Source organism: Mucilaginibacter psychrotolerans, from assembly GCF_004519315.1.
In the GTDB taxonomy this organism is placed as follows: domain Bacteria; phylum Bacteroidota; class Bacteroidia; order Sphingobacteriales; family Sphingobacteriaceae; genus Mucilaginibacter; species Mucilaginibacter psychrotolerans.
Map to the genome: position 1 here is coordinate 181717 of NZ_SOZE01000002.1, position 25098 is coordinate 206814.

Below are 25098 nucleotides of genomic sequence, written 5' to 3' on the forward strand. Positions count from 1 at the left end.
ATATTTGCATCGTTTTGAATATCCGCGATATATTAGACAGGTATAAGGCCGACGAACGGATAAAGGCATTGGCGCAGGCGCTTAATGCCGGTAAAAATCCAAGGGTGCAGCTGAGGGGGTTAGTCGGATCGGGCGATGCGGCCATGGCTGCTGCATCTTATTTTTTGCAGCACAAGCATATGATATTCGTGCTGCCAGAGCGGGAAGAAGCGGCTTACTTCCAGGCCGACCTGGAAAGCCTTACCGGTAAAGAGGCTTTGCTTTTCCCATCATCATACCGCAAACCATTCGAATTTACCCAGCCCGATAGCAGCAATGTATTGGCCCGCGCCGAAGTATTGAACGAGCTTAACCACGCTACCGAATACGGCCAACTCATTGTTACCTACCCCGAAGCTATTGCCGAAAAGGTGATAGACCGTGCCTCTCTCGAAAAAAACACGCTCGAAATTGCCGTCAATAATAAGCTGAGCATCGACTTCATCAGCGAGTTTTTGGTGGAGTATGATTTCGACCGGGTGGATTTTGTTTACGAGCCTGGGCAGTTCTCGGTACGCGGGGGCATCGTAGATATCTTCTCCTTTTCGCACGATTTGCCTTACCGGGTAGAGTTTTTCGGCGATGCTATCGAATCGATACGCACGTTTGAGATAGAGAGCCAGCTATCGGTAGAGAAGGTGAAGAATATCACCATCGTGCCCAACGTACAATCTAAATTCCTTACCGAGAATAATATCTCCTTGTTGGAATATGTAGAAGCCGGCACCCAGGTGTGGATAAAGGATGTACAGTTTACGCTGGATATTATCCAAACCGGGCATAAAAAAGCCACCCAATTGTGGAAGGCCCTTACTGCCGAGGAAAAAAACCAGAACCCCGATTGGATAGACCCCAAATTTAGCTTTACCGACGAAAAACTGATAGCCGATCAGCTGCACGATTTCCCGCTGGTGGAATTTGGCAAGCAGTTCTTTTACCATGATGCCGCGCAAATTATGTTCGATATGCGCCCGCAGCCGTCGTTCAACAAGGATTTTAGCCTGCTGATACATAATTTCAAAAACAACGAGGCCGAAAAGATAGAGAACTACATCCTTACCGATAGCGCAAGGCAGGTAGAACGCCTCTACGCCATTTTGGATGATCTGGATAAAACGGTGAAGTTTACGCCGCTCAGTATTTCTATCCGCGAAGGTTTTATAGACCGCGAGCAAAAGCTCGCCTGTTATACTGATCACCAGATATTCGATCGTTACTATAAATACAAGCTTAAGAAAGGTTACCAACGCTCGCAGGCCATCACGCTGAAGGAACTGCGCGATTTGAAGCCCGGCGACTTCATTACCCATATAGACCATGGCATAGGCAAATATGCCGGGCTGGAAAAAGTAGAGGTGAATGGCAAGGTACAGGAGATGATCCGTTTGGTTTATGCCGATAACGACCTGCTGTATGTAAACATCAACTCGCTAAACCGCATCAGCAAATACAGCGGCAAAGAGGGTACACAACCGCGCATGAACAAGCTGGGCACCGATACCTGGGAACGGCTGAAGAAAACAACAAAAAAAAAAGTTAAGGATATAGCCCGCGACCTCATCAAACTTTACGCCCTGCGTAAAGCACAGGATGGGAACGCTTTTTCGCCCGATAGTTACCTGCAAACCGAACTGGAGGCGTCCTTTTTATACGAAGATACGCCCGACCAGGAAAAAGCCACCGTAGATTTTAAAAAGGATATGGAATCGCCGCACCCGATGGACCGCCTTATTTGCGGCGACGTAGGGTTTGGTAAAACCGAGATAGCTGTCCGCGCTGCATTTAAAGCCGTTGCCGATAGCAAGCAGGTGGCTATACTGGTACCGACGACCATATTAGCCGCCCAGCATTATAAAACCTTTAGCGACCGCCTGAAGGGCTTCCCTGTGAATATCGATTACATCAACCGCTTTAAAACCACCAAACAGATAAAAGACACGCTTGCTAAGTTGAAAGAGGGCAAGGTGGATATCATTATAGGCACCCACCGCCTGGTGAGCAAGGATGTGAAGTTTAAAGATCTGGGCTTGATGATTATTGATGAGGAGCAAAAATTCGGTGTATCCGTTAAGGAAAAGCTGAAGCAGATGCGCGCCAATGTGGATACCCTGACGCTTACGGCCACACCCATCCCGCGTACGCTGCATTTCTCTTTGATGGGTGCGCGCGACCTTTCTATCATATCTACCCCGCCGCCAAATCGCCAGCCGGTAGTTACCGAACTGCACGTGTTTAACGATAAGCTCATTAAAGAGGCCGTAGAGCACGAGATTGAGCGCGACGGACAAGTATTCTTTATACATAACCGCGTGGCCGATCTGCCTCAGCTGGGCGGCATGATACACAAGCTGGTGCCCAAAGCCCGCATAGGTATTGCCCACGGGCAGCTGGAAGGCGATGCACTGGAAGATGTGATGCTGAAATTTGTGAACCACGAATACGATGTGTTGGTGGCTACTACCATCATCGAAGCTGGTCTGGATATTCCCAACGCCAATACCATTATCATCAACTACGCCCATATGTTCGGGCTGAGTGATCTGCACCAGATGCGCGGTCGTGTTGGGCGAAGCAATAAAAAAGCGTATTGTTATTTGTTGAGTCCGCCATTATCAACCCTTACTAATGAGGCCCGCAAGCGCCTTAGCGCGATAGAAGAATTCAGCGACCTGGGCAGTGGCTTCAACGTGGCCATGCGCGATTTGGATATCCGCGGCAGCGGTAACCTCCTCGGGGCCGAGCAAAGCGGCTTTATTGCCGAAATCGGCTTCGATATGTACCACAAGATATTGGACGAGGCCATACAGGAGCTGAAGGAAGACGAATTCAAAGGCGTATTCCCCGATGAAAAGCCGAAGCCATTCATCAGCTTTACGCAGATAGATACCGACCAGGAAATACTGATACCCGACGAATATGTAACCAACATAGGCGAGCGTTATAACTTGTACACCGAACTAAGCAAGCTGGAAAACGAAACCGAACTACAAGCCTTTAAGCAGCAACTGCACGATAGGTTTGGCCCGGTTCCCCTGCAGGTGAACGATTTGCTGAATTCTATGCGCCTGCAATGGCTCGGAAAAACCATCGGTTTCGAAAAGGTATCATTGAAAAACAATGTACTGCGCGGCTACTTCATCACCAACCAGCAGTCCGCCTATTTTGAAAGCGACGCCTTCCGCGAAGTGCTGGCGTTTGTACAGCGCAACCCACGCCGCACCAACCTCAAAGAAGTTAAAAACACCCTCCGCTTAAGCGTGGATAGGGTAGGGAATATTAATGAGGCACTGGAGGTTTTGGAGGAGTTGATGGTGGTTGGGGTGTAGCTACCAAATAACCTTTACTACTTCATCGTACAGCTTGAATTTTTCATCGCCCGAAAGAATCGTTGCGTTTTCTTCAATTGCGGTAGCTATTAGCAATCTATCAAATGGGTCTTTGTGACTTTCGAATAGTTCTATTTGTGAATATCTGGCAAAATGAATGTTTTGGATATTTATGAGCGAAAACTCATCCTTTATCGCCTGGTTATAAACATCGCTAGTTGATACTAAAAACTCGGGCATTTTCCCAACCCTCTGCTTTATAACCAACTAAAATAAGCTCACCTGACTAAAAAGTATAATATTGGAAGAGTTTTCAATTATCGAAATAGCCTTACTGGATAAGCGTGGATTGTTTTTTTGAAACCAGATTAAGGCATGCGTATCTAATAGATACTTGTCGGAGTTCATTACATATAATCCTTAAGGTCCTCTAGTGGTTCGTCGAAATCATCCGGCAATGTAGCTTGGCCCTTTAAGCCACCAGGTATTCTTTTACCCTTTTTTTTTTCAACGGTTTCGGTCAAAAAGGTAACTATTACATCAGTTTTTGAATGCACGGGGGCTTGCTCGCTTAAAACGATATGCCCTTCTTCATAATATCCTTTAATTGCAGTCAACATAATAATCAAATATACGGAATCCTCTTCCTAAAAAAGCAAGTTTACGTCACAAGATACTTAGATTTTTAAGAGTGGCGTGATTGGAGGTATAAGCATTTAATCAAAATATCTTTATATTAGATGGATAAGTTGCCTGTTAAACTAAGGGCATATAGATCAACATATTCGAATTATTTCTATGATAATTTATAAACAAGGTAACCTTTTAGACGCTAACGTTGATGCTCTTGTGAACGCCGTTAATACGGTTGGTGTAATGGGCAAAGGCATTGCTTTGCAATTTAAATACGCTTTTCCCGAGAATTATATAGCTTATAAGCAAGCGTCGGAGCGAAATGAGATTGCTGTTGGTAAAGTTCAGGTTGTTCCTGTAAATGATTTGAACGGCGTTAAATTCATCGTCAATTTTCCAACTAAAAAACATTGGCGTAATCCATCAAAATTGCAATGGTTTAAGGACGGATTAAAGGATCTTCGAGAGCAAGTTAACAGATATGACATTAAGTCGATTGCACTTCCTGCCTTGGGTTGTGGAAATGGCGGCTTGGACTGGGCTGTTGTCAAACCTGTAATAGAGCAGTACTTATCCGACTTGAATATCGACGTATTCGTTTACGAACCGAGTGCTTTTGCAACGGAAATTCTAAAAAAGAAAACGATATAATCAAGCCTCTCGCAATCGCTCGGCTGTATCCGAGCTCGGAAGATTCAAAAACAGCTTCGTCATACCAATTTATTTCGGCACCCCACGAACAAAGCTGTTTAGTATATCGGCGACCTGTCCTGTGGGGCCCTGAAACAAGTTCAGGATGACGGTTGCTCTTCTTTCATGCAGTCACCCGAAAAGAGCCGGGCGACTGCATAAATACCTCATTAGTTCTCCTCCGTCTTCTTACTCACCATCTCCGTAAAACTCCTCGCGGCATTCGTAAAGTCTGATGGCACCAGTACAATGGTGGTGGTATTATTATCGATACCTATTTCAGATAGCATCTGCATGCGGCGAAGCTCCAGTGCTATTGGGCTGCCTTCCATTTGCTTGGCACCCTGCGTAAGTTTGATAGATGCCTCCAGTTCCGCTTCGGCTTTGATGATACGGGCGCGTTTCTCGCGGATGGCCTCGGCTTCGCGGGCCATGGCGCGCTGCATCGATTCTGGGATCTCCACGTCCTTCATCTCTACCATTACTATTTTAATTCCCCATGGCTCGGTGGCGGCATCTACAATTTTCTGCATGGTGGCATTGATTTCTTCGCGCTCGCGCAACACTTCATCTAAATGGTGCTGACCAATGATGTTACGCAAGGCTGTTACGGCAAACTGGTAAACGGCCTGGTTATAGTTGGCCACCTTGATAATGGCATCTTCGGGATTGATGACCTTGAACCACAGCACGGCGTTCACCTTTATGGTTACGCTGTCTTTGGTGATGGTTTCCTGCTGCTCCAGGTCAACCGTGCGGGTACGGATGTCAACGGTGATCTGCCTGTCAACAAAGGGGATGATAAAATAAAGCCCCGGACCAGCCGTATGGCTGTAGCGGCCTAAACGGAAAACAATGGCGCGCTGATACTCCTGCGCAATGTGAGCACTAATAACTATCAGCACCAGGGCGACAGCTGCAATAATAAGTAAATACATGATGTTTTGTTGTTTAATGAACGCATCGCCTGCCTGTAGGTTCCGGGAGGATTTTGAGCTTTCGGGGAAGATATCACCGGTACGCGATTACGCGGTAAATGTAGCGTACATTTCGATATAAGCAAAAAATATTTTCAGCGTCTAATCGCCTGATAAATAGCCTAAAAATACCGAGTATACACCTGCGCTGCTGCTGATAAACATGCCATTCCTGCCACTATAAAATATTGGCACGTAAATGGCAATACACCGTTTACAAACATATGCCCTCAATCAACATGAAATTACCCTTCAAGCGTACTCGCACAGATATAAAACAATATGCCGTTAAATTATCCAACGACGGCTTTAAACAGATTTTCGACCATATAGACCAGCTGAATATCAAACGGGGCGTGGATAAAATGGGGCTGGATAAATTCATCAATCAGTGTGCTTACCTGGCCGCCGGTTCTGGTGCTATATCCGGTAGCGGCGGCATAATTACCATGGTGGTGGGCATGCCGGTTGATTTTATTAACCTCATTACCCAGCAATTCAGGGTTACTATGGCTACTATGTACTACAGCCGCGGCACCTATAAAATAAGCTTCGAGGAATTTATGGGGCTGGTGGCTACTTCTTTTAAAATAGAAGCCGGCGTAGCTATGACTAAAACCGTAATGGAAAGCATTGCCGAAAAGCTATTACTCGCCTTTGGCGTACGCACCGCCGAGCGGCTGATACCAGTTGTAGGCGCAGTAATTGGCGGCACGGCAAATTACCTGTTCGTAAAACGCATGGCCGATTCGGTAAAGAAATCGCAGGGAATTAATGGGCCAACGGAGGTGAAGGTCTTTTAATGGTGGTATGCCATCCCGGTTCCACGGAGTAAGCTACGCTGAATTTTTTCAACTCCGCCATTGTAAATAACACTTCGCGCTGTGGTTCCAGGTTTTGGATAACATGTGGCAGCACATTATCGGTTGTTACAAGCAGCCCCTTTGGCGTAAGCAGGAATTTGTTGGTAATATCCTTCGCTTTCAATTTTCCAACCGCCGTCAATAGTTCTTTGCGAGTGGCAACAGCATTCGTTTCTCTTGGTTGCCCCGTCATGTCCCGATTAATTCTCGAGATGAGAATTTGCTTATACTTCTGCAGTATATAGTCGGTGCCTCCATCGCCCAATGCGGTGTTTAAAGATATCGAATTCCCATCGTCAGCTAAAAGAGTAAGCCACGTTTGATAAGCCGATGGATAAGCGCCCATGCCCTCGTAATACAACCTTATTGAAACCATTCTGCTATTAGCATACTCTACTTTATAATTCAAGCTGGTAATGCCGCAGCCACACTTCCTATAATTGTCGATAACATCCTGCAACTTCTCTCCCGAGAATAATACCGAATCGGATAAAGCCTTTTGCAAACCCGGGTAATCATCAGATACTACCGGAATTAATAAGCTATCCTTTTGATTTTGATATTGCAGGTAAACTTTTTTTGTGGTGATAATTGGCGGCGTTGCTTTACCCTTTGTTTGTGCAAAGCCACGAAAGCAAGCAAATATCAGGCATATCGCAATCAATATCCGTTTCATCTGCTTAGTGTTATCTCATTAGTCAAAGCTACAAAGTCTGCCACGCTTAAACGCTCTGCTCTTAAGTCGAGTGTTTTGTTTTCCGTCATTTTTTCTTTATTGATTAGGGACGATAGCGCGTTACGGAGCGTTTTGCGGCGCTGGTTAAAACCAGCCTTTACTACCTGCCAAAACAGTTTTTCGTCGCAGCCGAGGGTTTCGGTTTCATTGCGGGTTAAACGGATAACCGCCGAGAGTACTTTGGGCGGAGGATTAAAAACCCCTGCTTTAACGGTGAATAAATATTCAACTTTATAATACGCCTGAAGGAATACGCTTAAGATACCGTACTCTTTGCTGCCTGGTTTACTGGCGCAACGCTCTGCAACTTCTTTCTGGAACATGCCCACCACCTCAACTACACGCTCCCGGTTATCCAATATCTTAAAAAGTATCTGGCTGGATATATTGTATGGGAAGTTGCCGATAACGGCCATCTTCGGCTCAAACAGGCTTGCGAAATCAAGCTCCAAAAAGTCGGCGTTGATTAGTCGACTGCCCAATGCCGGATATTTCTTTTGCAGAAACGTGTACGATTCGGTGTCGATGTCAATCAGGAAGGCTTCGTACTCGGGCTTTTGCAGCAAAAAATCCGACAGGATGCCCATACCGGGGCCAACCTCCAGCACCTGCCTGTATTTAGCACCCGCCTGCAGGCTCTCCACCGTTTTCTGTGCAATATTTTTATCAGTAAGAAAGTGTTGCCCTAAATGTTTTTTTGCTCTTACTAATGTCATTATGCAAGTATATTTAAGCAAATTAAGGCATATTTGCGCTTTATTAAGGAATTATAAACTTAAAATCTTTTAATTTGCGTATTAAGCCGTAAGCCTAAGGCGCAAAGCTTAAAGCAATTATACTAACCGAGATACGTTTTTCTGTCGGCAATATTTCACAGTTCAATCGGTGAAATCATTTAAATCGGTGAAATCAAAAAAAGTATAATCGGTGAAATCAACATAAAACTATGAGCGACAAACCTAAAATAGGGATAAGCATCGGCGACATTAACGGCATTGGGTTAGAGATAATCATCAAAACGCTGGCCGATACCAAAATATACGATTATTGCACCCCAATTGTTTACGGCCACAGCAAGGTGGCTTCTTTCCACCGCAGGGCCACCCATATCAACGAGCTTAATTTCAATATCATTGATGATGCATCGCTGGCTATAGCCAAACGGGCCAACATGGTAAATTGCTGGGAGGAAGATGTACGCATAGAGCTGGGTACCGTTACCGCCGAAGGCGGCAAATACGCGTATCAATCTTTACAACGCGCTACCGACGATTTGCTGAGCGGCAAGATAGACGGGCTGGTTACCGCGCCTATCAATAAAGATAATATCCAAAGCGAAGAATTCAATTTCCCGGGGCATACCGAGTACCTGCAATCGCGCGATAGCGCAAATGAATCACTGATGTTCCTGGTGAGCGACACCTTGCGCGTTGGCGTTGTTACCGGCCATATCCCGGTTTCAAAAATCTCAGAAAGCATTACTACCGAAAAAATCATAGCCAAGCTAAAGCTCATGCACAGTAGTCTGCGCGACGATTTTTGGATACGCAAACCCAAGATTGCTGTGCTAGGCTTAAACCCGCATGCCAGCGATAACGGCCTGATAGGCAATGAAGAAAAAGACGTTATAATCCCCGCCATAGAAGAAGCACGCGCACATGATGTTTTGGCTTTCGGGCCTTACGCAGCCGACGCTTTTTTTGGCAACGGCACTTATATGCAGTTTGACGCGGTGCTGGCTATGTACCACGACCAGGGACTAATTCCTTTCAAACAAATCGCTTTCGAATCGGGCGTGAATTATACCGCCGGACTCAGCTTCGTACGCACCTCGCCCGACCATGGAACGGCTTACGATATTGCCGGCAAAAACCTTGCTTCGGAGATATCTTTCCGCGAAGCACTGTTTACCGCTATCCATATCATCAAAAGCCGACGCGAAACGGCCGAGCTGAACGAAAACCCGCTGGTGTTTAGCAAGCTCAGTCGCGACAGGGACTAAAACCAGCCTTTTAGCGATACTGTTTTTAGAAAATTTCCTTTTACTTAAAACATTTATCTCTAAAAAACATTTCCCTGTTTAATGAGTAATTTAATTAACCGCATCCGATCTATCGATGCGTTTCGTGCGGTTACCATGTTCCTGATGATCTTCGTGAACGACCTGGACGGCGTACCCAACACGCCCGAATGGCTTAAACACGTGGCTGTAAACGCCGATGGATTAGGATTAGCCGATACGATTTTCCCGGCCTTTTTGTTTATTGTGGGCTTAGCCATCCCCTATGCTTTTGCGCACCGCTCTAAAAAAGATGATGCCAAAATACCCATGCGCATCATTACGCGCTCATTCGCGCTCATTTTCATTGGCTTTTTCCACGCCAATATGGAAACTTATGATGAGGCCCACGCAATTTTGCCCCGGCCCGTTTGGGATAGCCTGGCCACCTTCAGCTTCTTTTTTATTTTTATTGATTATAGCCAAACGGCATCTAAACTTAAACGTTATTTATGCCAGGGCTTTGGCGTTGCCTTGCTTATTGCTGTTTGTGTGGTTTACAAGAGCTCGGACCCCGGGCATCCCTGGCTGCACCTTACCTGGTGGGGAATACTTGGGCTTATCGGCTGGGCATACCTTGTCTGCGCCCTTATCTATCACTACTCCAACGGCGTATTATGGGTACAAGCAGCAGCCTGGTTATTCTTTATGTTTTTTAATATCGATTACCATTTCGGGCTGCTCAACTTCCTCAATCCCATACAACAATACGTTTGGATATCGGGCAATGGGGCCATGCAGGCCTTTACCATGGCGGGCATATTTGTGTCGGTGCTGTACATGCGCCTTACTGAGAACGGCGAGCTGAAGATGCTTTGGGTGGCCATGTTTCTGATAGCCATTATACTGTTCAACCTGGGCTTTATCGTGCGCTATTTCAGCGGGGGCATATCCAAAATGCGCGATACACCCTCATGGGTGCTCATTTGCACAGGCATAAGCCTTATTGTTTACGCCATATTTGTTTTTGTGGTTGATACCTGCAAAAAGTACAATTGGGTAAAGGTTATAGAACCGGCAGGAACCAATACGTTCACCTGCTATCTGCTGCCCTACCTGTTTTACCCCATGTATCAAATGACTAACTTTAATTACCCCCAATACTTTGGCCAGGGCACAGGCGGTCTTATTCGGTCCTTGCTTTTTGCGCTGGTAATTGTTTGGCTGGCCGGTTTATTGCAGAAGATAAACGTACGGCTTAAAATTTAGCAACAGTACATATTACAGCTGTTTCCGCATCACATAATCATTCATCCAATAAGGCCCGATGGGGATATCCTCCTCATACGCAATAACGAAACCCATCCGCTCATAAAAATCTTTGGCCTTGTTAAAGCGGTTCACGTTAAGATCCAGGGTGTGTTTACCTGCTTCCCGGGTTCTATCGGCCACAGCATTGATCAGTATTTTACCGTAGCCCTTGCCCTGGGTTGCGGGCAGGCAATAAAGCTTGTGCAGTTTGTATATGTCCGCATCTTCATTACGCGGCGAGTAGGCGGCAAAAGCAACAGGTGTGCCGTCTTCAATCAACAGCAAAAAAGTTTGCTCTCCCGTTTCCACCTGTCCTAAAATTTTATCGCGGGTATAAATGGTGCTAAGCATGTAAGTAACCTGTTCCTTACCAAGCAATGGCTCATAAGTAGGCCACCAGGTGTCTTCAGCTATCTGCAAAATAGTATCCACATCGGCCGCTGTGGCCTCCCTTATCAAATACATACGCTGCTTAGTGGTTCTCTTCTTTATCTATAATGATGCCCGGTGTTACGGTTTGTCCTACACCAAAGTATTCTTCCAGTTCGTTAAGGGTTGATGAGCTGGTGGCAATATCTTTAATGATCCGGCCCTTTTCCATCAGCAGAATGCGGTCACACACATCGGTTACGTGGTTCAGGTCGTGGCTGGATACGATGGTGGTTACACCGTTGTTCTTATTCTCTGTTTTCAGGATATTCTTCAGGCGGAACTGAGTGCTCGGGTCGATGTTGGCGAATGGCTCATCCAACATCAGCAGTTGAGGTTTCTGCAGCAGGCAACTGCCCACGCCCACTTTGCACTGGTTTCCCTTAGATAAATCGCGGATGTATTTACCTTTCTTCAGCACCTCGCCGTTAAAAAACTCGGTCAAGCCTGCCAGGTATTCATCTACTTGTGGTTTATTCTGATGGTGCAGGCCTCCGATGAAGTAAAAATACTCTTCTGGCGTAAGATAGTCTATCAAAAAGCCTTCATCCAGGTAAGAAGCCGTGTAGTCTTTCCACTCCTCGGCACCAGCTACATTCTTTCCGTTGGATAATACTTCGCCTTCATCGGGGCGTATCAAATCCAGTATCATGCGGAACAGCGTGGTTTTGCCCGCGCCGTTATTGCCTACCAGGCCAATGCTCTCGCCTTTATTTATAGTGAGCGCAGGTACGTTTACTACGGTTGCACCGGCGTAAACCTTTTTTAAGTTTTTGATCTCAATCATCTTATATATTCCTGAAGCCTTCGGCTATTTTAAATCGTTTGTCGTAAAAATCGGCCTCCAGCTTTTTTATCCAAAAGCTGCGCGTGCCAATAAAGGCAAGCCCAATGATGGCTAGCGCCGCGTAGCCCGGGTAGGGCATCCCCAACAGGCTGAAAGGCCAGTAAATCAGGTAGGGCAGTATCAGCAGCGGGAATGATAACAACATCTGCGTTGCGCCCACGCCTTCCCAGTTAAAAGAGGCCCCTTTAGATAGATCGATACGCTTGTAATTGCGGTTGGCAAAAAACAGCACGATGGTGGTGTTTACACCCAGGTTCCACAAGTACATTACAAAGTGGATAAGAACAACCTTCCAGCCGAAGTAAGCGTAAGGCAGCGTAAGCAAAAAAGCAATGGTTGATACTACTGTAAACAACAGGTATTTGGCTTTTAAAAAATCGGAGAATTTGATTTTACTCACCAGCAAGCCATCGAAGTGCGACGCCTGCCAGCTAAACATAAACTGCCCGTAGCTAATGATGAAAATACCTGTCATAAACATGCCCAGGAATATCTTGAAGCCGTCGGGATATACTTTCTGGGTGTAGAAAATCAGCCCGTAAAACAACATAAAGCTACTCATGAGCAATGCCGAGCGCGAGCGTTTGTTGCGCAGGATAAGCTTTACTTCGTTGGCCACCAAATCGCCCACGCTACCATAACGGTTGAGAAACGGAATTTCGGTACTGCTCTTATAGGCCGATGCTTTGCGCGAGCCAAGTTCTTCGAGATAAAGATTGCCCTTGAGATAAATAAAGTTGAAATAAAACATGCCCAGGCCCAATACCAACGGCAAAAGGGCAAGGTAAGGCTTGGTAAGCAGGGCGCCGAAATACCCGTAAGACAGCTTACGCAACGAGTAAACGTGCCATACAAAATCGCCGGCAATGGCCAGGCCCAGCACTGCAAAAGCCACCAAAAACACCCAGCCGTTTAAATTAGACTTGCGCTTGATATACATGGCCAGGTAATTATTAAATACCGACAGCGATACCAACGCCACGAAAAACGCACCAGCCACCAAAGCGCCCGATGAGGGCAGAATAATTTTGATGATGAACGGCCCAAAAAGCACAATGGGCCATAGGTTAAAAAACGAGAGTATGGCCGTTAAAGCCAGATAGCCAACTACGCTATTGCGCTTAACGGGCAAATGCAAATAGGGCTGCACCTTTAGCGTAGGCAATTCCTGTAGTTGCATACGCATGAGCATATCCGACAAAAAGTAGATGAGAATAATGCCGCAAAAGGTAACCACCAAATCGTCTTTAGGAAATGCTTTCCCAAGTATCACATCCAGCAATACGCCCAATGCCACAACATAAAGCAGCAGGATGAGGATGAGGATGCCCATCACCACTTTTACGGCAATGGTTTTACCCGTGTTTTTTGAACGCCAGAAGGCTTTTAGTTCGTGATTGAAAAAGGTTGATATCATAGTTTAAGATGCTTGCGGCGACCTGACGGCCAGAACGGAAAAATAGTCTTTTTAAGGCATCGCGACAAGTATTAACTAATAATTATATCGGCTGCCCCAAAGTTTCCTCATTTTCTCTTTGGACTCGTTTTCCTTTGCGTTGTTACCCGGCTCGTAAATTTTTGTGCCCCTAATGGCATCGGGCAGAAAATCAAGGTCGGCAAAGTTGCCTTCGTAGCTGTGCGCATACTTATAGTTTTTCCCATAGCCGATGTTTTTCATCAGTTTGGTGGGGGCGTTGCGCAGGTGCAGGGGCACGGGCAGATCGCCGGTTTGCTTTACCAGGGCAATGGCCGCGCCAATAGCCGTGGTAGCGGAATTGCTTTTTGCCGATGTTGCCAGGTAGATTACCGTTTGCGACAATATCAATTGCGACTCGGGCATGCCGATTACCTGCACGGCATTAAAACAACTTTGCGCCAGCAACAAAGCGTTTGGGTTGGCATTGCCGATATCTTCCGCAGCAAGTATCAGCATACGGCGGGCAATGAACAGCGGGTCTTCGCCGCCAACAATCATGCGGGCCAGCCAGTAAACGGCTCCATTAGGGTCGCTGCCACGCATAGATTTGATGAAGGCCGAAATGATATCATAATGCTGCTCGCCGGTTTTATCGTATAGGGCCATGTTTTGCTGCACATGCTCCAGCACCACATCATTGCTGAGCACTATTTTTTCGCTGTCGAAGGCATTTACCAGCAGCTCGAAAATATTGAGGAGCTTACGCGCATCTCCGCCGCTGAGGCGTAGTAAAGCTTCATGCTCTTCTATGACGATATTTTTTTCTTTGAGGATGACATCTTCCTTTTGGGCTTTATCCAATAGGTCAAGCAGGTCCTGCTCGGCTAAATGCTGCAAAATATACACCTGACAGCGCGAGAGCAAAGCCGAGATGACCTCGAAGCTAGGGTTCTCGGTAGTGGCACCAATCAGCGTAACAATGCCTCGTTCTACCGCGCCCAGCAATGAATCCTGCTGCGATTTGGAGAAACGGTGTATTTCATCAATAAACAATACCGGCAGCACTTCGCCCTGTTCTTTCAGGAGGGAGGCTTTTTCGATCACCTCGCGCACATCTTTTACGCCCGAATTGATGGCGCTTAATGAAAAGAACGGGCGGGACAAAGATTGGGAAATGATATATGCCAGCGTAGTTTTACCCACTCCCGGGGGCCCCCAAAACAACATGGAGGGTAAAGAGCCGCTCTCTATAGCCTTACGCAACACCGCGCCCGGGCCAACCAGATGTTTCTGCCCCACATAATCATCCAGTGATTTTGGGCGCATACGTTCGGCTAATGGCGGGAGGTTGTTCATAAAGTAAATTTCAGAAATTGAAACGCTAAATCCTAAAAAAGTTAGTATGTTTAAATAACAATCGTATGCCACAACAGTTTACTTCTGCTACCTATCATTCTATTTGCGACGAACTCGCCGCTATAGACACTGATTTCGCCGCCGTTATCCAAGCCTACGGCTATCCGCCAATGTGGTCACGCCCGAATACTTTCGAAACCTTGGTGCATATAATCCTGGAGCAGCAGGTATCGCTGGCGTCGGCATTATCAGCATTAAATAAAATGAGGGAGCGGGTACAGGAATTAACGCCGGCAAGGATTTTATTGTTAACAGATGCCGAATTCCGCGAGTGTTACTTTAGCCGGCAAAAAACGGCTTACAGCCGTTACCTTGCAGAGGCCATCCTGAACGGGCAGATAAATCTCAAAGCATTCGAACAAATGGAAGACCATGAGATACGCAGCCAGCTTTGCGCCCTCAAAGGCATCGGCAACTGGACAGTGGATGTGTACCTGATGTTCGTGCTACAGCGCGCAGACATCCTCCCCTTGGGGGATTTGGCCATCGTAAATGCTATTAAAAGATTAAAGGGGTTACCCAAAGAAACCACCAAACAGGCGCTGGCTACTATTGGCGAACAATGGCAGCCTTACCGAACGGTGGCGAGTATGTTGCTGTGGCATTATTATTTATGTGTTCTTGCCGCAAAGAAAAAACAGAAGCCTGCGGATATATAAAACAGAAGTGGTACATTCGTCACTAATGGCCAATTAACCTAAACCTATGAGGCGCGTTTTTCACATCTTTATAATGCTGCTCGCGCCTGCATTTGCATATGCGCAAATGGGAAACATCAAAGGCATTATAAAACCAGCATCGGTAAATAAAATCACGTTTTCTGTCTATACCCTCGCTCTTGACGATAATATTGAATACAGCGCGGCAGTAAATAAAAAAGGCGAGTTTTCTATAAATATCCCGGCTCACTATTTACAACAGGTACAGCTGCCAGCTTACAACAATACCTGTGCCTACATATCTCCCGGGAGCAAAACCAGGCTTGTTTTGCAAGATGGGAAAGTGCATTTCAAAGGCCGTTACATGCTACTTAACATTGCTACTGAAAAGTATCGGCAAGAACTTACTACCTACAGGGCTGAGTTTTACAAACAGCATAAGCTAAGGGCGGATTCATCTTCAACCCAATATAAGCAGACCGAATACACCGTTCTGGATAGAGAAACCAAGTTTTTAACCGCTTTTATAAAGCGCAATAAGCCGCCTGCTGATTTTGCAAAGTATCAGCAATATAGCCTTAACTATAATTGTGCATATAATTTGCTCTCCTATGGCGTCAATTCCGGCCAGCCAAAAAGCTATTTCGATTTTTTTAGCCGGTTTCAGGCAAATAACCCGGATGCTCTGCCGGTAGCGATGTATTCTTTTTATTTAAACCGGTATAAGTATTACTATGATAATAATCTGATGCCGGAAAATGAACTCTCTTACACCACCGAGCTAAGCTCCATAAATCAGGTAATCATAAACAAGGTGAGCAACCTAAAAACCGAAGAGAAAACCAGGCTGAGAAACATTGCAAGCATTTACACTAAAAAGCTCTCGCTTAACAAAAGCGATTCTGTTTTTACTGATAGCATATATCGTGCAAACGAAGCCGTCGTTATGGAGCGCATATACCGCAACCCTTATATCGAATCGTACTTAAAAAATTTAAACGGGCTACTTAAAGACGTTTTCTTTACTTGGGAAATGGCTGAGTTAATAAAGGCAAACCATTCAAGTTATGCAAAACACTACATCCTGCTGTACCGGTCTACGGTTAAAAAGGTTAACATCGGCAGTGTGATAGATGCTTATAATAAACTTCTACAGAAGGAGGAAAATTACCGACAATCTGTTAAGTATAACATTAAACAACTGCCCAAAAACCAAAGCGACAGCGTTCTTTTTGATATTACAAATTTGTACAAGGGCAAGGTAATTTATATCGATTTTTGGGCAACGTGGTGCGGCCCCTGCCTGCAAGAAATGCCCGGGAGTAAAAAATTAAGGGATAAATTTTTAAATCAGGAAGTTGTATTTCTTTATTTATGTGTTCAATCTGAGGAGCGGGCATGGAGAGGCGTTATTGCGAATTTGGATATACAGGGAGAGCATATACTGCTTAATAATAAGCAATATCAAACCTTGTCGAAAAAGTTCGCTTTAAACGGAATCCCTCATTATGTGCTGATAGATAAAAACGGCAGGATAAAAAACGATAATGCCAGCAGGCCATCTGATAGGCAAACAGCCATTGAAATAACCCAGCTTTTAGGTGTTGATTAAGTACAAATGTCTAAAAAAGCACATGCAAGGCATTAGCGCCTGTGCAAGATAAAAGGGCGGGCTGAAATCAGTCCGCCCTTATGCTTTCCAAAAGCCCCATTCAGGGGTTGGAGGCTTCGCCTACACGTTAAACAACCCGTTCCTTTCCTGCTCCATGTAGTTTTGTACGGTCTCTATGGCGTTATCCACCACATCGCTCAAAGCGGTAATGAATGTGCCTGGTTTTGCCAGGCTCATGGCGTGCTTAATGGCATCTATCTCTTTAGGTACTATTTCAAAGGGCTTATTTGCGTCTACAGATTTTATGCCTTGTATCAATAAATCGAGAATGTTTTGGGCCGTGCGGCCGCGCAGGTGTTTTTCCTGGCGGAGGATGATGTAATCGAACATCTCGGCCGCAATTTTGCCCAGTTCTACAATGTCTTCATCGCGCCGGTCGCCCGTGCCGGCTATGATGCCGATCTTCAGTGGCGAATCGATATGGCTCAGGAACTGCTTGATGCCGTTAAAGCCATCCGGATTATGCGCAAAATCTATCATGAAGCGGAAATCCTTAAACTCGAAGATGTTCATACGGCCAGGCGTTTGTGCGGCCGATGGGATAAAGGTTTCCAGCGACATTTTGATGTCCTCTGTTTTGAACCCGTGCAGGAAGGTAGCTAGCGTTGCGGCCATTACGTTATCAATCATAAAACCCACCGTACCACCGAACGTAAGCGGTATAAGGATGGTGCGCTGTACACGTATCTTCCAATCGCCTTTTTGTATGGTGATAAAGCCGTTTTCATGCACGCAGGCAATGCCACCCTTTTTGCAATGGGCAACAACAACGGGGTTGTTTTCGCTACGGCTAAAATACGCCACGTTACAATCGGCTTTTTTGCCAATGGCCACGCAATGCTTGTTATCAGCATTCAACACCGCCCAGCCATCTTTTTTGATGGCGTTGGTCACCACGCTTTTTACGCGGGCAAGATCCTCCAGGGTGTGGATATCCGATAGCCCCAAATGGTCTTCCTGTATATTGGTTATCACGCCGATATCGCAGGAGCTAAAACCCAGGCCCGAGCGCAGGATGCCACCACGGGCAGTTTCCAGCACGGCAAAATCTACGGTGGGGTCTTTCAATATAAACTCGCTGCTTACGGGACCAGTAGTATCGCCCTTCAGCATCATGGTATTCTGCACATAGATACCATCAGATGTGGTGAAGCCTACGCGATGCCCGTTGTTTTTTACGATATGTGCTATTAAACGGGTGGTGGTAGTTTTACCGTTTGTACCGGTAATGGCAATGATTGGTATACGTGCCGATTTACCCGGCGGGTATAGCATATCTATCACGTGCCCGGCCACATTACGCGGCAGGCCTTCGCTTGGTGCAATGTGCATACGGAAACCCGGCGCTGCGTTCACTTCTAAAACTACGCCCCCGTTTTCGGTTAATGGCTCAGTGAGGTTCTCGGCCATAATATCTATACCACAAATATCCAGGCCGATGATTTTGGAGATGCGCTCGCAGATGAATACGTTCTGCGGATGCACATGGTCGGTAACGTCAACGGAAGTACCACCAGTGCTGAGGTTGGCGGTAGATTTTACGAATACCTTTTCGCCTGCGGCAGGCACGGTATCTAAAGTATAGCCTTTCTTTTCCAGCAGGTCCAGGGTGTCGCGGTCCACGTCAATCAACGTTAGCACATTCTCGTGGCCGTAGCCACGGCGCGGGTCGCTGTTTTCTTTGTCGATGAGCTGCTGTATGGTTAGCTCGCCGTCGCCTTTTACATGGGCCGGGTCGCGCAGAGCTGCGGCCACCATCTTGTTATCAATCACCAGTACCCTAAAATCGTAGCCGGTGATGTAACGCTCTACAATTACGCGGCGCGAAATTTTTGCGGCAAACTCGTAGGCCGCAATTGCATCTTCGGTAGTATTGATATTGATGCTGATACCCCGGCCGTGGTTACCATCCAGCGGTTTAAATACCAGCGGGAAGCCTATCTTGCGGATAGCCTCATCCACCTGCTCGGTACGGCTTATGGTCATACCTTTGGCAACAGGGATGGCCTGCTCTTGCAGTAAGCGCTTGGTTTCATCCTTATTGCTGGCAATATCAACGGCAATACTGCTGGTTTTCTCGGTCATGGTGGCGCGGAAGCGTACCTGGTTTTTACCATAACCCAGTTGTACCAGGCTTTGGTTGTTCAGCCTTATCCATGGTATATTCCTCGCAATAGCTTCCTCAACAATAGCACCGGTGCTTGGGCCAAGGCGGGTGTTCTCGCGTATCTCGCGCATTTGCTGTATGTCTTTCTCCAGGTCGTACTCCTCACCGGCTATCAGCGCCTCGGCAATCCGCACGGCAGACTCCGCTGCAAAAACGCCTACTTTTTCTTCCAGGTAAGCAAACACCACGTTGTAAATTCCGGGTGTTTTGGTTTCGCGGGTGCGGCCAAAACCGGTATCCATGCCGGCAAGGGTTTGTATCTCCAGGGCAATATGCTCTATTACATGGCCCATCCAGGTGCCCGATACTACGCGCTCAAAAAAGCCGCCGGGTACCCCAGGCGAGCAGCGGTGGTTGTATAAAGAGGGCAGCAAGGCTTTCATGCGTTCATAAAAGCCATCTATCTCGTTGGTGGGGCTTTGCTCCATCTCTTCAAGGTCGAGCCGCATTTGGATCAGTTTTTTGCGGTTAACGCTCCAGATGTTGGGCCCGCGCAGTACTTGTATATTTTCTATCTTCATAAGTGGTGATTCAAAACGAGTGTGAGGAGTAATAAGTTTTAAATCTAAAAAACTTATCATTCTAATAAAACCTTTAGGCCGAAAAATGCAGTTTTATTAATTAAATCAGTCTGTTTTAATCATTTTTATTTTAATTTGTATAAATTGATTAAGAAAGAGTAAATAATGGCAAGCCCTAAAGGAAAATTAGTAATAATTGGAGGTGCTGTGGATATGGGCAGTAATGTAAGCGTACTGGAACATATCATGCAGCCGCATTATATCAAGTTTTTCGAGAAAGGCATCCTGCGCCGCATTATCAACGAATCGGCAAAAAAGGAGGGCTCGGCTGTGGAGGTGATCACCACCGCATCGCAGATACCCGAGCTGGTTGGAAACGAGTACATCAAGGCCTTTAACCAACTTAATGTAACCCACGTAAATATCCTCCACATCAAAAGCCGCGAGGATGCCGCAAACCCCGAATACCTCGACCGCATCAGCAAAGCAGATGTGGTGATGTTTAGCGGCGGCGATCAGCTCCGCTTAACGGCAATTTTCGGCGGCACCCAATTTTTACAGATACTGAAGAAACGCTATACCAACGAGAACTTCGTTATCGCCGGCACATCGGCAGGTGCCGCAGCGGCTTCTACACACATGATATACCGCGGGCAAAGCAACGAGGCCCTGATAAAAGGCGAGGTACAGATTACCGCCGGGTTAGGTTTTATAGATTCCGTTATTGTGGATACCCACTTTGTGCAGCGCGGGCGCATTGGCCGTTTGTTGTACGCCGTTGCCACCAACCCGGGCATTTTAGGCATAGGCCTTGGCGAGGATGCCGGGCTGCTGATAACCGAAGGCAACATGATGGAAGCCATTGGCTCGGGTCTCATTATGCTGGTAGATGGCACTAATATTGTGGAGACTAACGTTTATGATGTAGAGATAGGCGACCCTGTTTCTATAGAGAACCTAAAGGTGCACGTGATGTCGATTTTTGATAAATACGACTTGCTGCAGCAACGGATGATCATCAAAAAAACGGTTAGGGTGGAAGATGGCGTGTTCATCACCAGCCAGGATAGCAGTAACGATCTTTTACAATGAAGTTAATTATTCACGGCGGTTTTTTTAGCGAGAGCCAAACCAACCAGGAAGTAAAAAAAGCCAAACAGGATGCCCTGCTGGAGATTGTGCACCTGGGTCATAAATACCTGGAGAGCCATACCGCAGCCCAAACCGTAGTATACACTGTGCGCCTGCTGGAAGATTGCGACCTGTTTAACGCAGGCACCGGCTCGCAGATACAAAGCGACGGCAAAATCCGTTTAAGCGCCGCCCTGATGGATGGCAAAACCCAAAAGTTTTCGGGCGTTATTAATATTGAGGATGTACGCAACCCCATTTGCGTTGCCGAAAAGCTGATGGATTACGATGACCGCGTACTCAGCGGAAACGGCGCCTGCGATTTTGCGAAACAAAACGGCTTCGGGTACTATAATACCGAAATACCCCAGCGCCGCAAAGAATACGAAAAAAAACTAAGCGACTCTATCAGACTAGGTACCGTAGGCTGTGTAGCGCTTGATATTTATGGCGATATAGCTGCCGCCACTTCAACCGGCGGCAAAGGTTTTGAAATACCCGGTCGTGTAAGCGATTCGGCAACAACGGCCGGCAATTACGCCAATGCCTTCGCGGGTATCTCCTGCACCGGGGTGGGTGAGGATATCGTGAGCGGCTCGGTAGCTACCAAAATAGTTACCCGTGTAACCGATGGCATGCCCCTTTCGCTCGCTACGGAAAAGACACTCGACGAAATGAAACCCTATGATGGCTTTGCCGGCATCATTGGCATTAGCCAAACCGGCGATATTTACCATGCCGATACGCACCCCTATATGGTTTGGGCTTTGCATGATGGGGAGGCGGAAGTGTTTGAATAGGTGTGTGCAAATAATTATACATTTCTACTTAATGGTTTCTCTGTGCTGATCCGTGCCGATTTTAAACCAATTAACCAAACATTTTCATTTTCACACTCAAATGCTCTCACTCGACAAAGACTTACAAAAAAAGAAAACTTCTCTAAATGAATTCGAGTCGGTAGTAATTAGGGTATTATCTTATTTACCTAATGTTTTAAGTGGCTATGAGGAAAAGTCTGGCTATCTTCTTTATTATTCTCATAGCGCAGGCGTAAAGAAATTCGTTCGCCCCATTAAAACAGATTTGTTTATCATGAATACTTCGGAATTCTCCGAAAAAATAAACACTTTAAAAACCATCTTAAATAGAATAAGAGATAAGCAGAACGATTTTTCTGACGACGAGTGTTTCTTGATTGACAGTGTTTTATACACTATACAACAAGCTATAGGTGCTGGATTTGACTTGCTGATAGACCCGAACAACGCCAGAAAACACGTAGGTAATCGATTCGAAGAACTTATTAAAGTTGTCTTTACTTCCATCGGCATACCTAATAAAAAAGTTACAATCAAAATCCCTTATGACATGGAGCAAGGAACGAAAAATTATACCTGTGAAAATGATTTGATACTATCTCCTTTTGCTAACATACCTGTAGACAATGAGGTTAAACCGATTGTTTTAAACGTAATCGATTTAAAAACAGGAGATAATGAAGTTGTTTTATCTCCATCGGCCGAGGCTCTGGCCGATAAATATATTAACACCAAAGAAATTGTTGTCTCTGTTAAAACAACTTCAAAAGACAGGATGGGTAAAATGTTTATGGATAAAATACTTTTGGAGCGGTTTGTTGGGCATGATTTAAAGGTGATAGGTATATTTTTAAATGACGTTCAGCGAAAGGGCGTTGCTAACATCAGCTACACCCTGGTCTCTGGATTGTTTATGGTTTATAATCAGTTTATAACACAATTAAACGGGGTTTATTATTTAGACCCTCCACCTGGTGCGTTCAAAGAGCCTTATAATAAACATATTAAGAGATTTTCAACTTTAATTACTCAAGAAATCGCTTCGTTGTTATCCGCGTAACTTAGAGCGTCTTTTAATAGAGTCTTTTTCGTCTTTAGATTTAAAAACACGTTGAATATGTTCTTCGTCGCTGATACGATTTTTAATTGTTTCACAATAAGAAAGGTCTAATTCTGTTCCAAGCCATCTTCTTTTATAAGCTTCCGCCACCGCAAAGGTTGTACCGGAGCCACCGAACGGATCAAAAATGATGCTATCGGAGTTTGATGACGATAATATTATTTTACGCAATAGTTCTACCGGCTTTTGAGTTGGATGAATTGTTTTCTCCCAGGAGCCGTTTGAGATTGTCGGAATTTCCAACACATCTTTAGGTTTAGCTCCAAGTGGGTTTGGCTGCCAAATGTAATTAGATGTTTTTCCGTTAGAGAACTGAGATGTTTTTGCTTGCGTTCTGCTGGGATATTTTACCGTATGTTCATTGTAAGGAATTCTTACATCATCAATATTAAAAATAAATTTCTCGGTCTTTCTAAGGTGCAAAATACTTTCGTGGGAGCGGCCCCAATCGTTACCAAGATTCCCTTTGTTACGATAGAACCAAACAAGCCATTTACATCCGCAAAACAGACTTGAAGCCGCCCATTTTAAATCTGCCAATATTTCTGAAAATCCGCATATATAAAGAGATCCCTGGTCGCTTAAAATGCGATGGGCCTCTTTTATCCAAGTCATACTCCAGTCAACATATTCCTTTTGAGAAGAAAAAGTATCCCATTCCGCCTTTTTGATGTTATAAGGAGGATCTGCAAAAATCAAATCAACAGATCCCGTTTTAAGTGTTTTCATATATGCTACGGCATCTTGATGATAAAGCGTTCCATAGATGGATTCAAAGTAAGGATCATAATTATTTGTATGTTCCTTTTTTGCGTACTCCCAAGTAAGCTGCATTTCTGCAACTAAGCTCTTCATTTGCTCTTCCGAGTAAACCCTATAGTTATTAATAGGATGCCTTGAGGTGGTAAACTTGCCCGATTTATCCCACCTCCTTAAAGTTTCAGGACTAATGTCTAACGCTTTTGCTGCTTCTCCTACTTTTATAAACTTTTCCATTTTAATAAAAACCTTATACAACCTTATACAACAATGTTACCTTCTTTTTTTAATAAAAACAAGAAAATGCCAAATTTTTTAGCCAACACTATAAGCTATTCAATAACAGGCAAATAATCAGCAAACCATCGTTTTATGTCTGTTTACTAAATATAATTTGCGCTTACACCCGATGAGCGAACCCCAGTTCATTCATTTGCGCCAAATTATCGGCATCAAGCCCTTAGCCTTGCCTATGGATTTCTCAGATAATATCCAACAAGAAAACCAGTCAAAAACAATTTACAGCATTGAAAAGGCGATCTTACCAAGAGCATCTCGAAGAGGCAATAAAAGGCTCTGTCAGGAATAGTATTTGAACGCAAATTCAACGTCATATAGCTGAAGAATTCCTTGTTCAAAACGAACACGTTTTTGATAATTTCCTTTCTGACGGTGTGTATCGAAAAAAGTATTGCCTGATGCTTGCATATACCAAAGCACATAAATAGCCGTTATACATCATTTGCGTTTGTTTATAAGCATCATAACCCCATCAGCCCTATTTGCAAATCCAAATTTTAGCACTATCTTTACATACCAGTTAATTTAATTATCCCGGGGAGAAAAAATCTTAAATGAGATACCTGATTATCGTACTTCTTTGCGCTTGCAACCTTACGGCTTCGGCCCAGTGGTGGCGGGGCGATTTCAAAAAGCACAAACGGTATCCGCTAATCGTGCAGCAAAAAACCCATTCTGTACAGCGCCTGCCCTGGTTTACCATGGCCAAAGTAGCCTTACAGGTTAAACAGGTACAACGCAGTGCTTATAATTTGGAGCTTTGCGAAAAGGAGGTAATTAAGGCCGCCCAGCACCATATGCGCTACCGCGAATACGCCATGGCCAGCTATAGTTTTAGTGAGTTGGCGCAGTTGTATGTGCTGGAGAACCGCCTTTCAGAAGCTAAATGGTATTACCTGCAAAGCATCCGCCTATCAAAAATACAGGCCGATGATGCGCACACCATTATCAGCCTGATAGCACTGGCTATGGTAAAAGCCGATCTGGGTGATTTGCCCCAGGCACAGCAGGATCTTGCCGAGGCGCGCCGCATTGCCATTGCAACGGGTCGCAGCGCCGAGGTGCAGTTTATAGATAAGAAGATAGCGTACGTAAAAAGCAATAAGGTGTGGCTATCTAAAACCGACCTGCGCTATGCCGAAACGGCCCAGTTACCCGGCAAATCAAAATAAATAACATAATACCGCGTTTATGTAACATTTACGTAAAATGCGGGTCGTATAAATAAAACAACCCAAACATTATTGTAATATTGTTATTCAATA

General features: G+C 45.4%; 23 protein-coding genes. 12 read left to right on the forward strand and 11 right to left on the reverse strand.

Going from position 1 to position 25098, the window contains the following annotated elements:
• Nucleotides 1–14 precede the first annotated feature (14 nt).
• Nucleotides 15–3365: a transcription-repair coupling factor gene (gene mfd, locus E2R66_RS02935; RefSeq protein WP_133226529.1), complete on the forward strand. Its 3351-nt coding sequence runs from the start codon at nucleotides 15–17 to the stop codon at nucleotides 3363–3365.
• Here the strand turns inward: mfd and E2R66_RS02940 are convergent, their stop codons facing one another.
• Together E2R66_RS02940 and E2R66_RS02950 are read right to left on the reverse strand one after the other, a co-directional pair.
• Nucleotides 3366–3605, reverse strand: coding sequence for a PIN domain-containing protein (locus tag E2R66_RS02940; protein WP_133226527.1), 240 nt, complete (start codon nucleotides 3603–3605; stop codon nucleotides 3366–3368).
• Nucleotides 3606–3772: 167 nt separating this feature from the next.
• The gene (locus tag E2R66_RS02950; RefSeq protein WP_133226523.1) at nucleotides 3773–3985 is read right to left on the reverse strand and encodes a DUF2281 domain-containing protein; all 213 of its coding nucleotides are present in this window, start codon (nucleotides 3983–3985) and stop codon (nucleotides 3773–3775) included.
• Nucleotides 3986–4163: 178 nt separating this feature from the next.
• On the opposite strand from E2R66_RS02950, the gene E2R66_RS02955 reads away from it, so the two are divergent.
• Complete coding sequence (locus tag E2R66_RS02955; RefSeq protein WP_133226521.1) at nucleotides 4164–4649, forward strand: macro domain-containing protein; 486 nt, start codon at nucleotides 4164–4166, stop codon at nucleotides 4647–4649.
• Nucleotides 4650–4858: 209 nt separating this feature from the next.
• Here E2R66_RS02955 and E2R66_RS02960 read toward each other — a convergent pair whose 3' ends face one another.
• Complete coding sequence (locus E2R66_RS02960; RefSeq protein ID WP_133226519.1) at nucleotides 4859–5626, reverse strand: slipin family protein; 768 nt, start codon at nucleotides 5624–5626, stop codon at nucleotides 4859–4861.
• 278 nt (nucleotides 5627–5904) lie between these two features.
• Between E2R66_RS02960 and E2R66_RS02965 the strand changes: the two genes are divergently transcribed.
• A complete protein-coding gene (locus tag E2R66_RS02965) occupies nucleotides 5905–6468 on the forward strand; it encodes a hypothetical protein (protein ID WP_133226517.1) in 564 nt (187 codons plus the stop codon).
• Here the strand turns inward: E2R66_RS02965 and E2R66_RS02970 are convergent.
• The gene (locus E2R66_RS02970; RefSeq protein WP_133226515.1) at nucleotides 6437–7204 is read right to left on the reverse strand and encodes a hypothetical protein; all 768 of its coding nucleotides are present in this window, start codon (nucleotides 7202–7204) and stop codon (nucleotides 6437–6439) included. The two genes, E2R66_RS02965 and E2R66_RS02970, sit on opposite strands and share 32 nt — an antisense overlap.
• Nucleotides 7201–7980 carry a 16S rRNA (adenine(1518)-N(6)/adenine(1519)-N(6))-dimethyltransferase RsmA gene (gene rsmA / locus E2R66_RS02975; protein WP_133226513.1) on the reverse strand — a complete coding sequence of 260 codons (780 nt, stop codon included), beginning with the start codon at nucleotides 7978–7980 and terminating at the stop codon, nucleotides 7201–7203. The genes E2R66_RS02970 and rsmA overlap by 4 nt, the downstream gene beginning before the upstream one ends.
• A 230-nt stretch (nucleotides 7981–8210) precedes the next feature.
• Between rsmA and pdxA the strand changes: the two genes are divergently transcribed.
• The gene (pdxA, locus tag E2R66_RS02980; RefSeq protein ID WP_133226511.1) at nucleotides 8211–9266 is read left to right on the forward strand and encodes a 4-hydroxythreonine-4-phosphate dehydrogenase PdxA; all 1056 of its coding nucleotides are present in this window, start codon (nucleotides 8211–8213) and stop codon (nucleotides 9264–9266) included.
• Nucleotides 9267–9347: 81 nt separating this feature from the next.
• A complete protein-coding gene (locus E2R66_RS02985) occupies nucleotides 9348–10532 on the forward strand; it encodes a DUF5009 domain-containing protein (protein ID WP_133226509.1) in 1185 nt (394 codons plus the stop codon).
• A gap of 12 nt (nucleotides 10533–10544) precedes the next feature.
• Here the strand turns inward: E2R66_RS02985 and E2R66_RS02990 are convergent, their stop codons facing one another.
• The 4 genes from E2R66_RS02990 to E2R66_RS03005 all read right to left on the reverse strand — a co-directional run bounded on the left by E2R66_RS02990 (nucleotide 10545) and on the right by E2R66_RS03005 (nucleotide 14623).
• Nucleotides 10545–11039, reverse strand: a complete 495-nt coding sequence (locus E2R66_RS02990; RefSeq protein WP_133226507.1) for a GNAT family N-acetyltransferase — start codon at nucleotides 11037–11039, stop codon at nucleotides 10545–10547.
• 7 nt (nucleotides 11040–11046) lie between these two features.
• Complete coding sequence (locus E2R66_RS02995; RefSeq protein ID WP_133226505.1) at nucleotides 11047–11790, reverse strand: ABC transporter ATP-binding protein; 744 nt, start codon at nucleotides 11788–11790, stop codon at nucleotides 11047–11049.
• Between the two features lies 1 nt (nucleotide 11791).
• Entirely contained in the window at nucleotides 11792–13267 is a 1476-nt protein-coding gene (locus E2R66_RS03000; RefSeq protein ID WP_133226503.1) for a DUF5687 family protein, read from the reverse strand.
• A 75-nt stretch (nucleotides 13268–13342) separates the two neighbouring features.
• Nucleotides 13343–14623, reverse strand: coding sequence for a replication-associated recombination protein A (locus E2R66_RS03005; protein ID WP_133226501.1), 1281 nt, complete (start codon nucleotides 14621–14623; stop codon nucleotides 13343–13345).
• A 65-nt stretch (nucleotides 14624–14688) separates the two neighbouring features.
• Between E2R66_RS03005 and E2R66_RS03010 the strand changes: the two genes are divergently transcribed.
• Nucleotides 14689–15342 (forward strand): DNA-3-methyladenine glycosylase family protein, encoded by a 654-nt coding sequence (locus tag E2R66_RS03010; protein WP_133226499.1) that lies wholly within the window; start codon nucleotides 14689–14691, stop codon nucleotides 15340–15342.
• 46 nt (nucleotides 15343–15388) lie between these two features.
• Complete coding sequence (locus tag E2R66_RS03015; protein WP_133226497.1) at nucleotides 15389–16954, forward strand: TlpA family protein disulfide reductase; 1566 nt, start codon at nucleotides 15389–15391, stop codon at nucleotides 16952–16954.
• Nucleotides 16955–17074: 120 nt separating this feature from the next.
• Here E2R66_RS03015 and cphA read toward each other — a convergent pair whose 3' ends face one another.
• Nucleotides 17075–19702 (reverse strand): cyanophycin synthetase, encoded by a 2628-nt coding sequence (cphA, locus tag E2R66_RS03020; RefSeq protein ID WP_133226495.1) that lies wholly within the window; start codon nucleotides 19700–19702, stop codon nucleotides 17075–17077.
• Nucleotides 19703–19867: 165 nt separating this feature from the next.
• Between cphA and E2R66_RS03025 the strand changes: the two genes are divergently transcribed.
• From E2R66_RS03025 to E2R66_RS03035, 3 genes are all read left to right on the forward strand, one after another.
• The gene (locus E2R66_RS03025; RefSeq protein ID WP_133226493.1) at nucleotides 19868–20794 is read left to right on the forward strand and encodes a cyanophycinase; all 927 of its coding nucleotides are present in this window, start codon (nucleotides 19868–19870) and stop codon (nucleotides 20792–20794) included.
• A complete protein-coding gene (locus tag E2R66_RS03030; protein ID WP_133226491.1) occupies nucleotides 20791–21633 on the forward strand; it encodes an isoaspartyl peptidase/L-asparaginase in 843 nt (280 codons plus the stop codon). The genes E2R66_RS03025 and E2R66_RS03030 overlap by 4 nt, the downstream gene beginning before the upstream one ends.
• A gap of 100 nt (nucleotides 21634–21733) precedes the next feature.
• Nucleotides 21734–22714 (forward strand): hypothetical protein, encoded by a 981-nt coding sequence (locus E2R66_RS03035; protein WP_133226489.1) that lies wholly within the window; start codon nucleotides 21734–21736, stop codon nucleotides 22712–22714.
• On the opposite strand, the gene E2R66_RS03040 is transcribed toward E2R66_RS03035, so the two are convergent.
• Nucleotides 22703–23770 (reverse strand): DNA methyltransferase, encoded by a 1068-nt coding sequence (locus E2R66_RS03040; RefSeq protein WP_133226487.1) that lies wholly within the window; start codon nucleotides 23768–23770, stop codon nucleotides 22703–22705. The two genes, E2R66_RS03035 and E2R66_RS03040, sit on opposite strands and share 12 nt — an antisense overlap.
• Nucleotides 23771–23942: 172 nt before the next feature.
• On the opposite strand from E2R66_RS03040, the gene E2R66_RS03045 reads away from it, so the two are divergent.
• Together E2R66_RS03045 and E2R66_RS03050 are read left to right on the forward strand one after the other, a co-directional pair.
• The gene (locus tag E2R66_RS03045) at nucleotides 23943–24122 is read left to right on the forward strand and encodes a hypothetical protein (RefSeq protein ID WP_134737899.1); all 180 of its coding nucleotides are present in this window, start codon (nucleotides 23943–23945) and stop codon (nucleotides 24120–24122) included.
• Between the two features lie 265 nt (nucleotides 24123–24387).
• The gene (locus tag E2R66_RS03050) at nucleotides 24388–25005 is read left to right on the forward strand and encodes a hypothetical protein (RefSeq protein WP_133226485.1); all 618 of its coding nucleotides are present in this window, start codon (nucleotides 24388–24390) and stop codon (nucleotides 25003–25005) included.
• Nucleotides 25006–25098 lie beyond the last annotated feature (93 nt).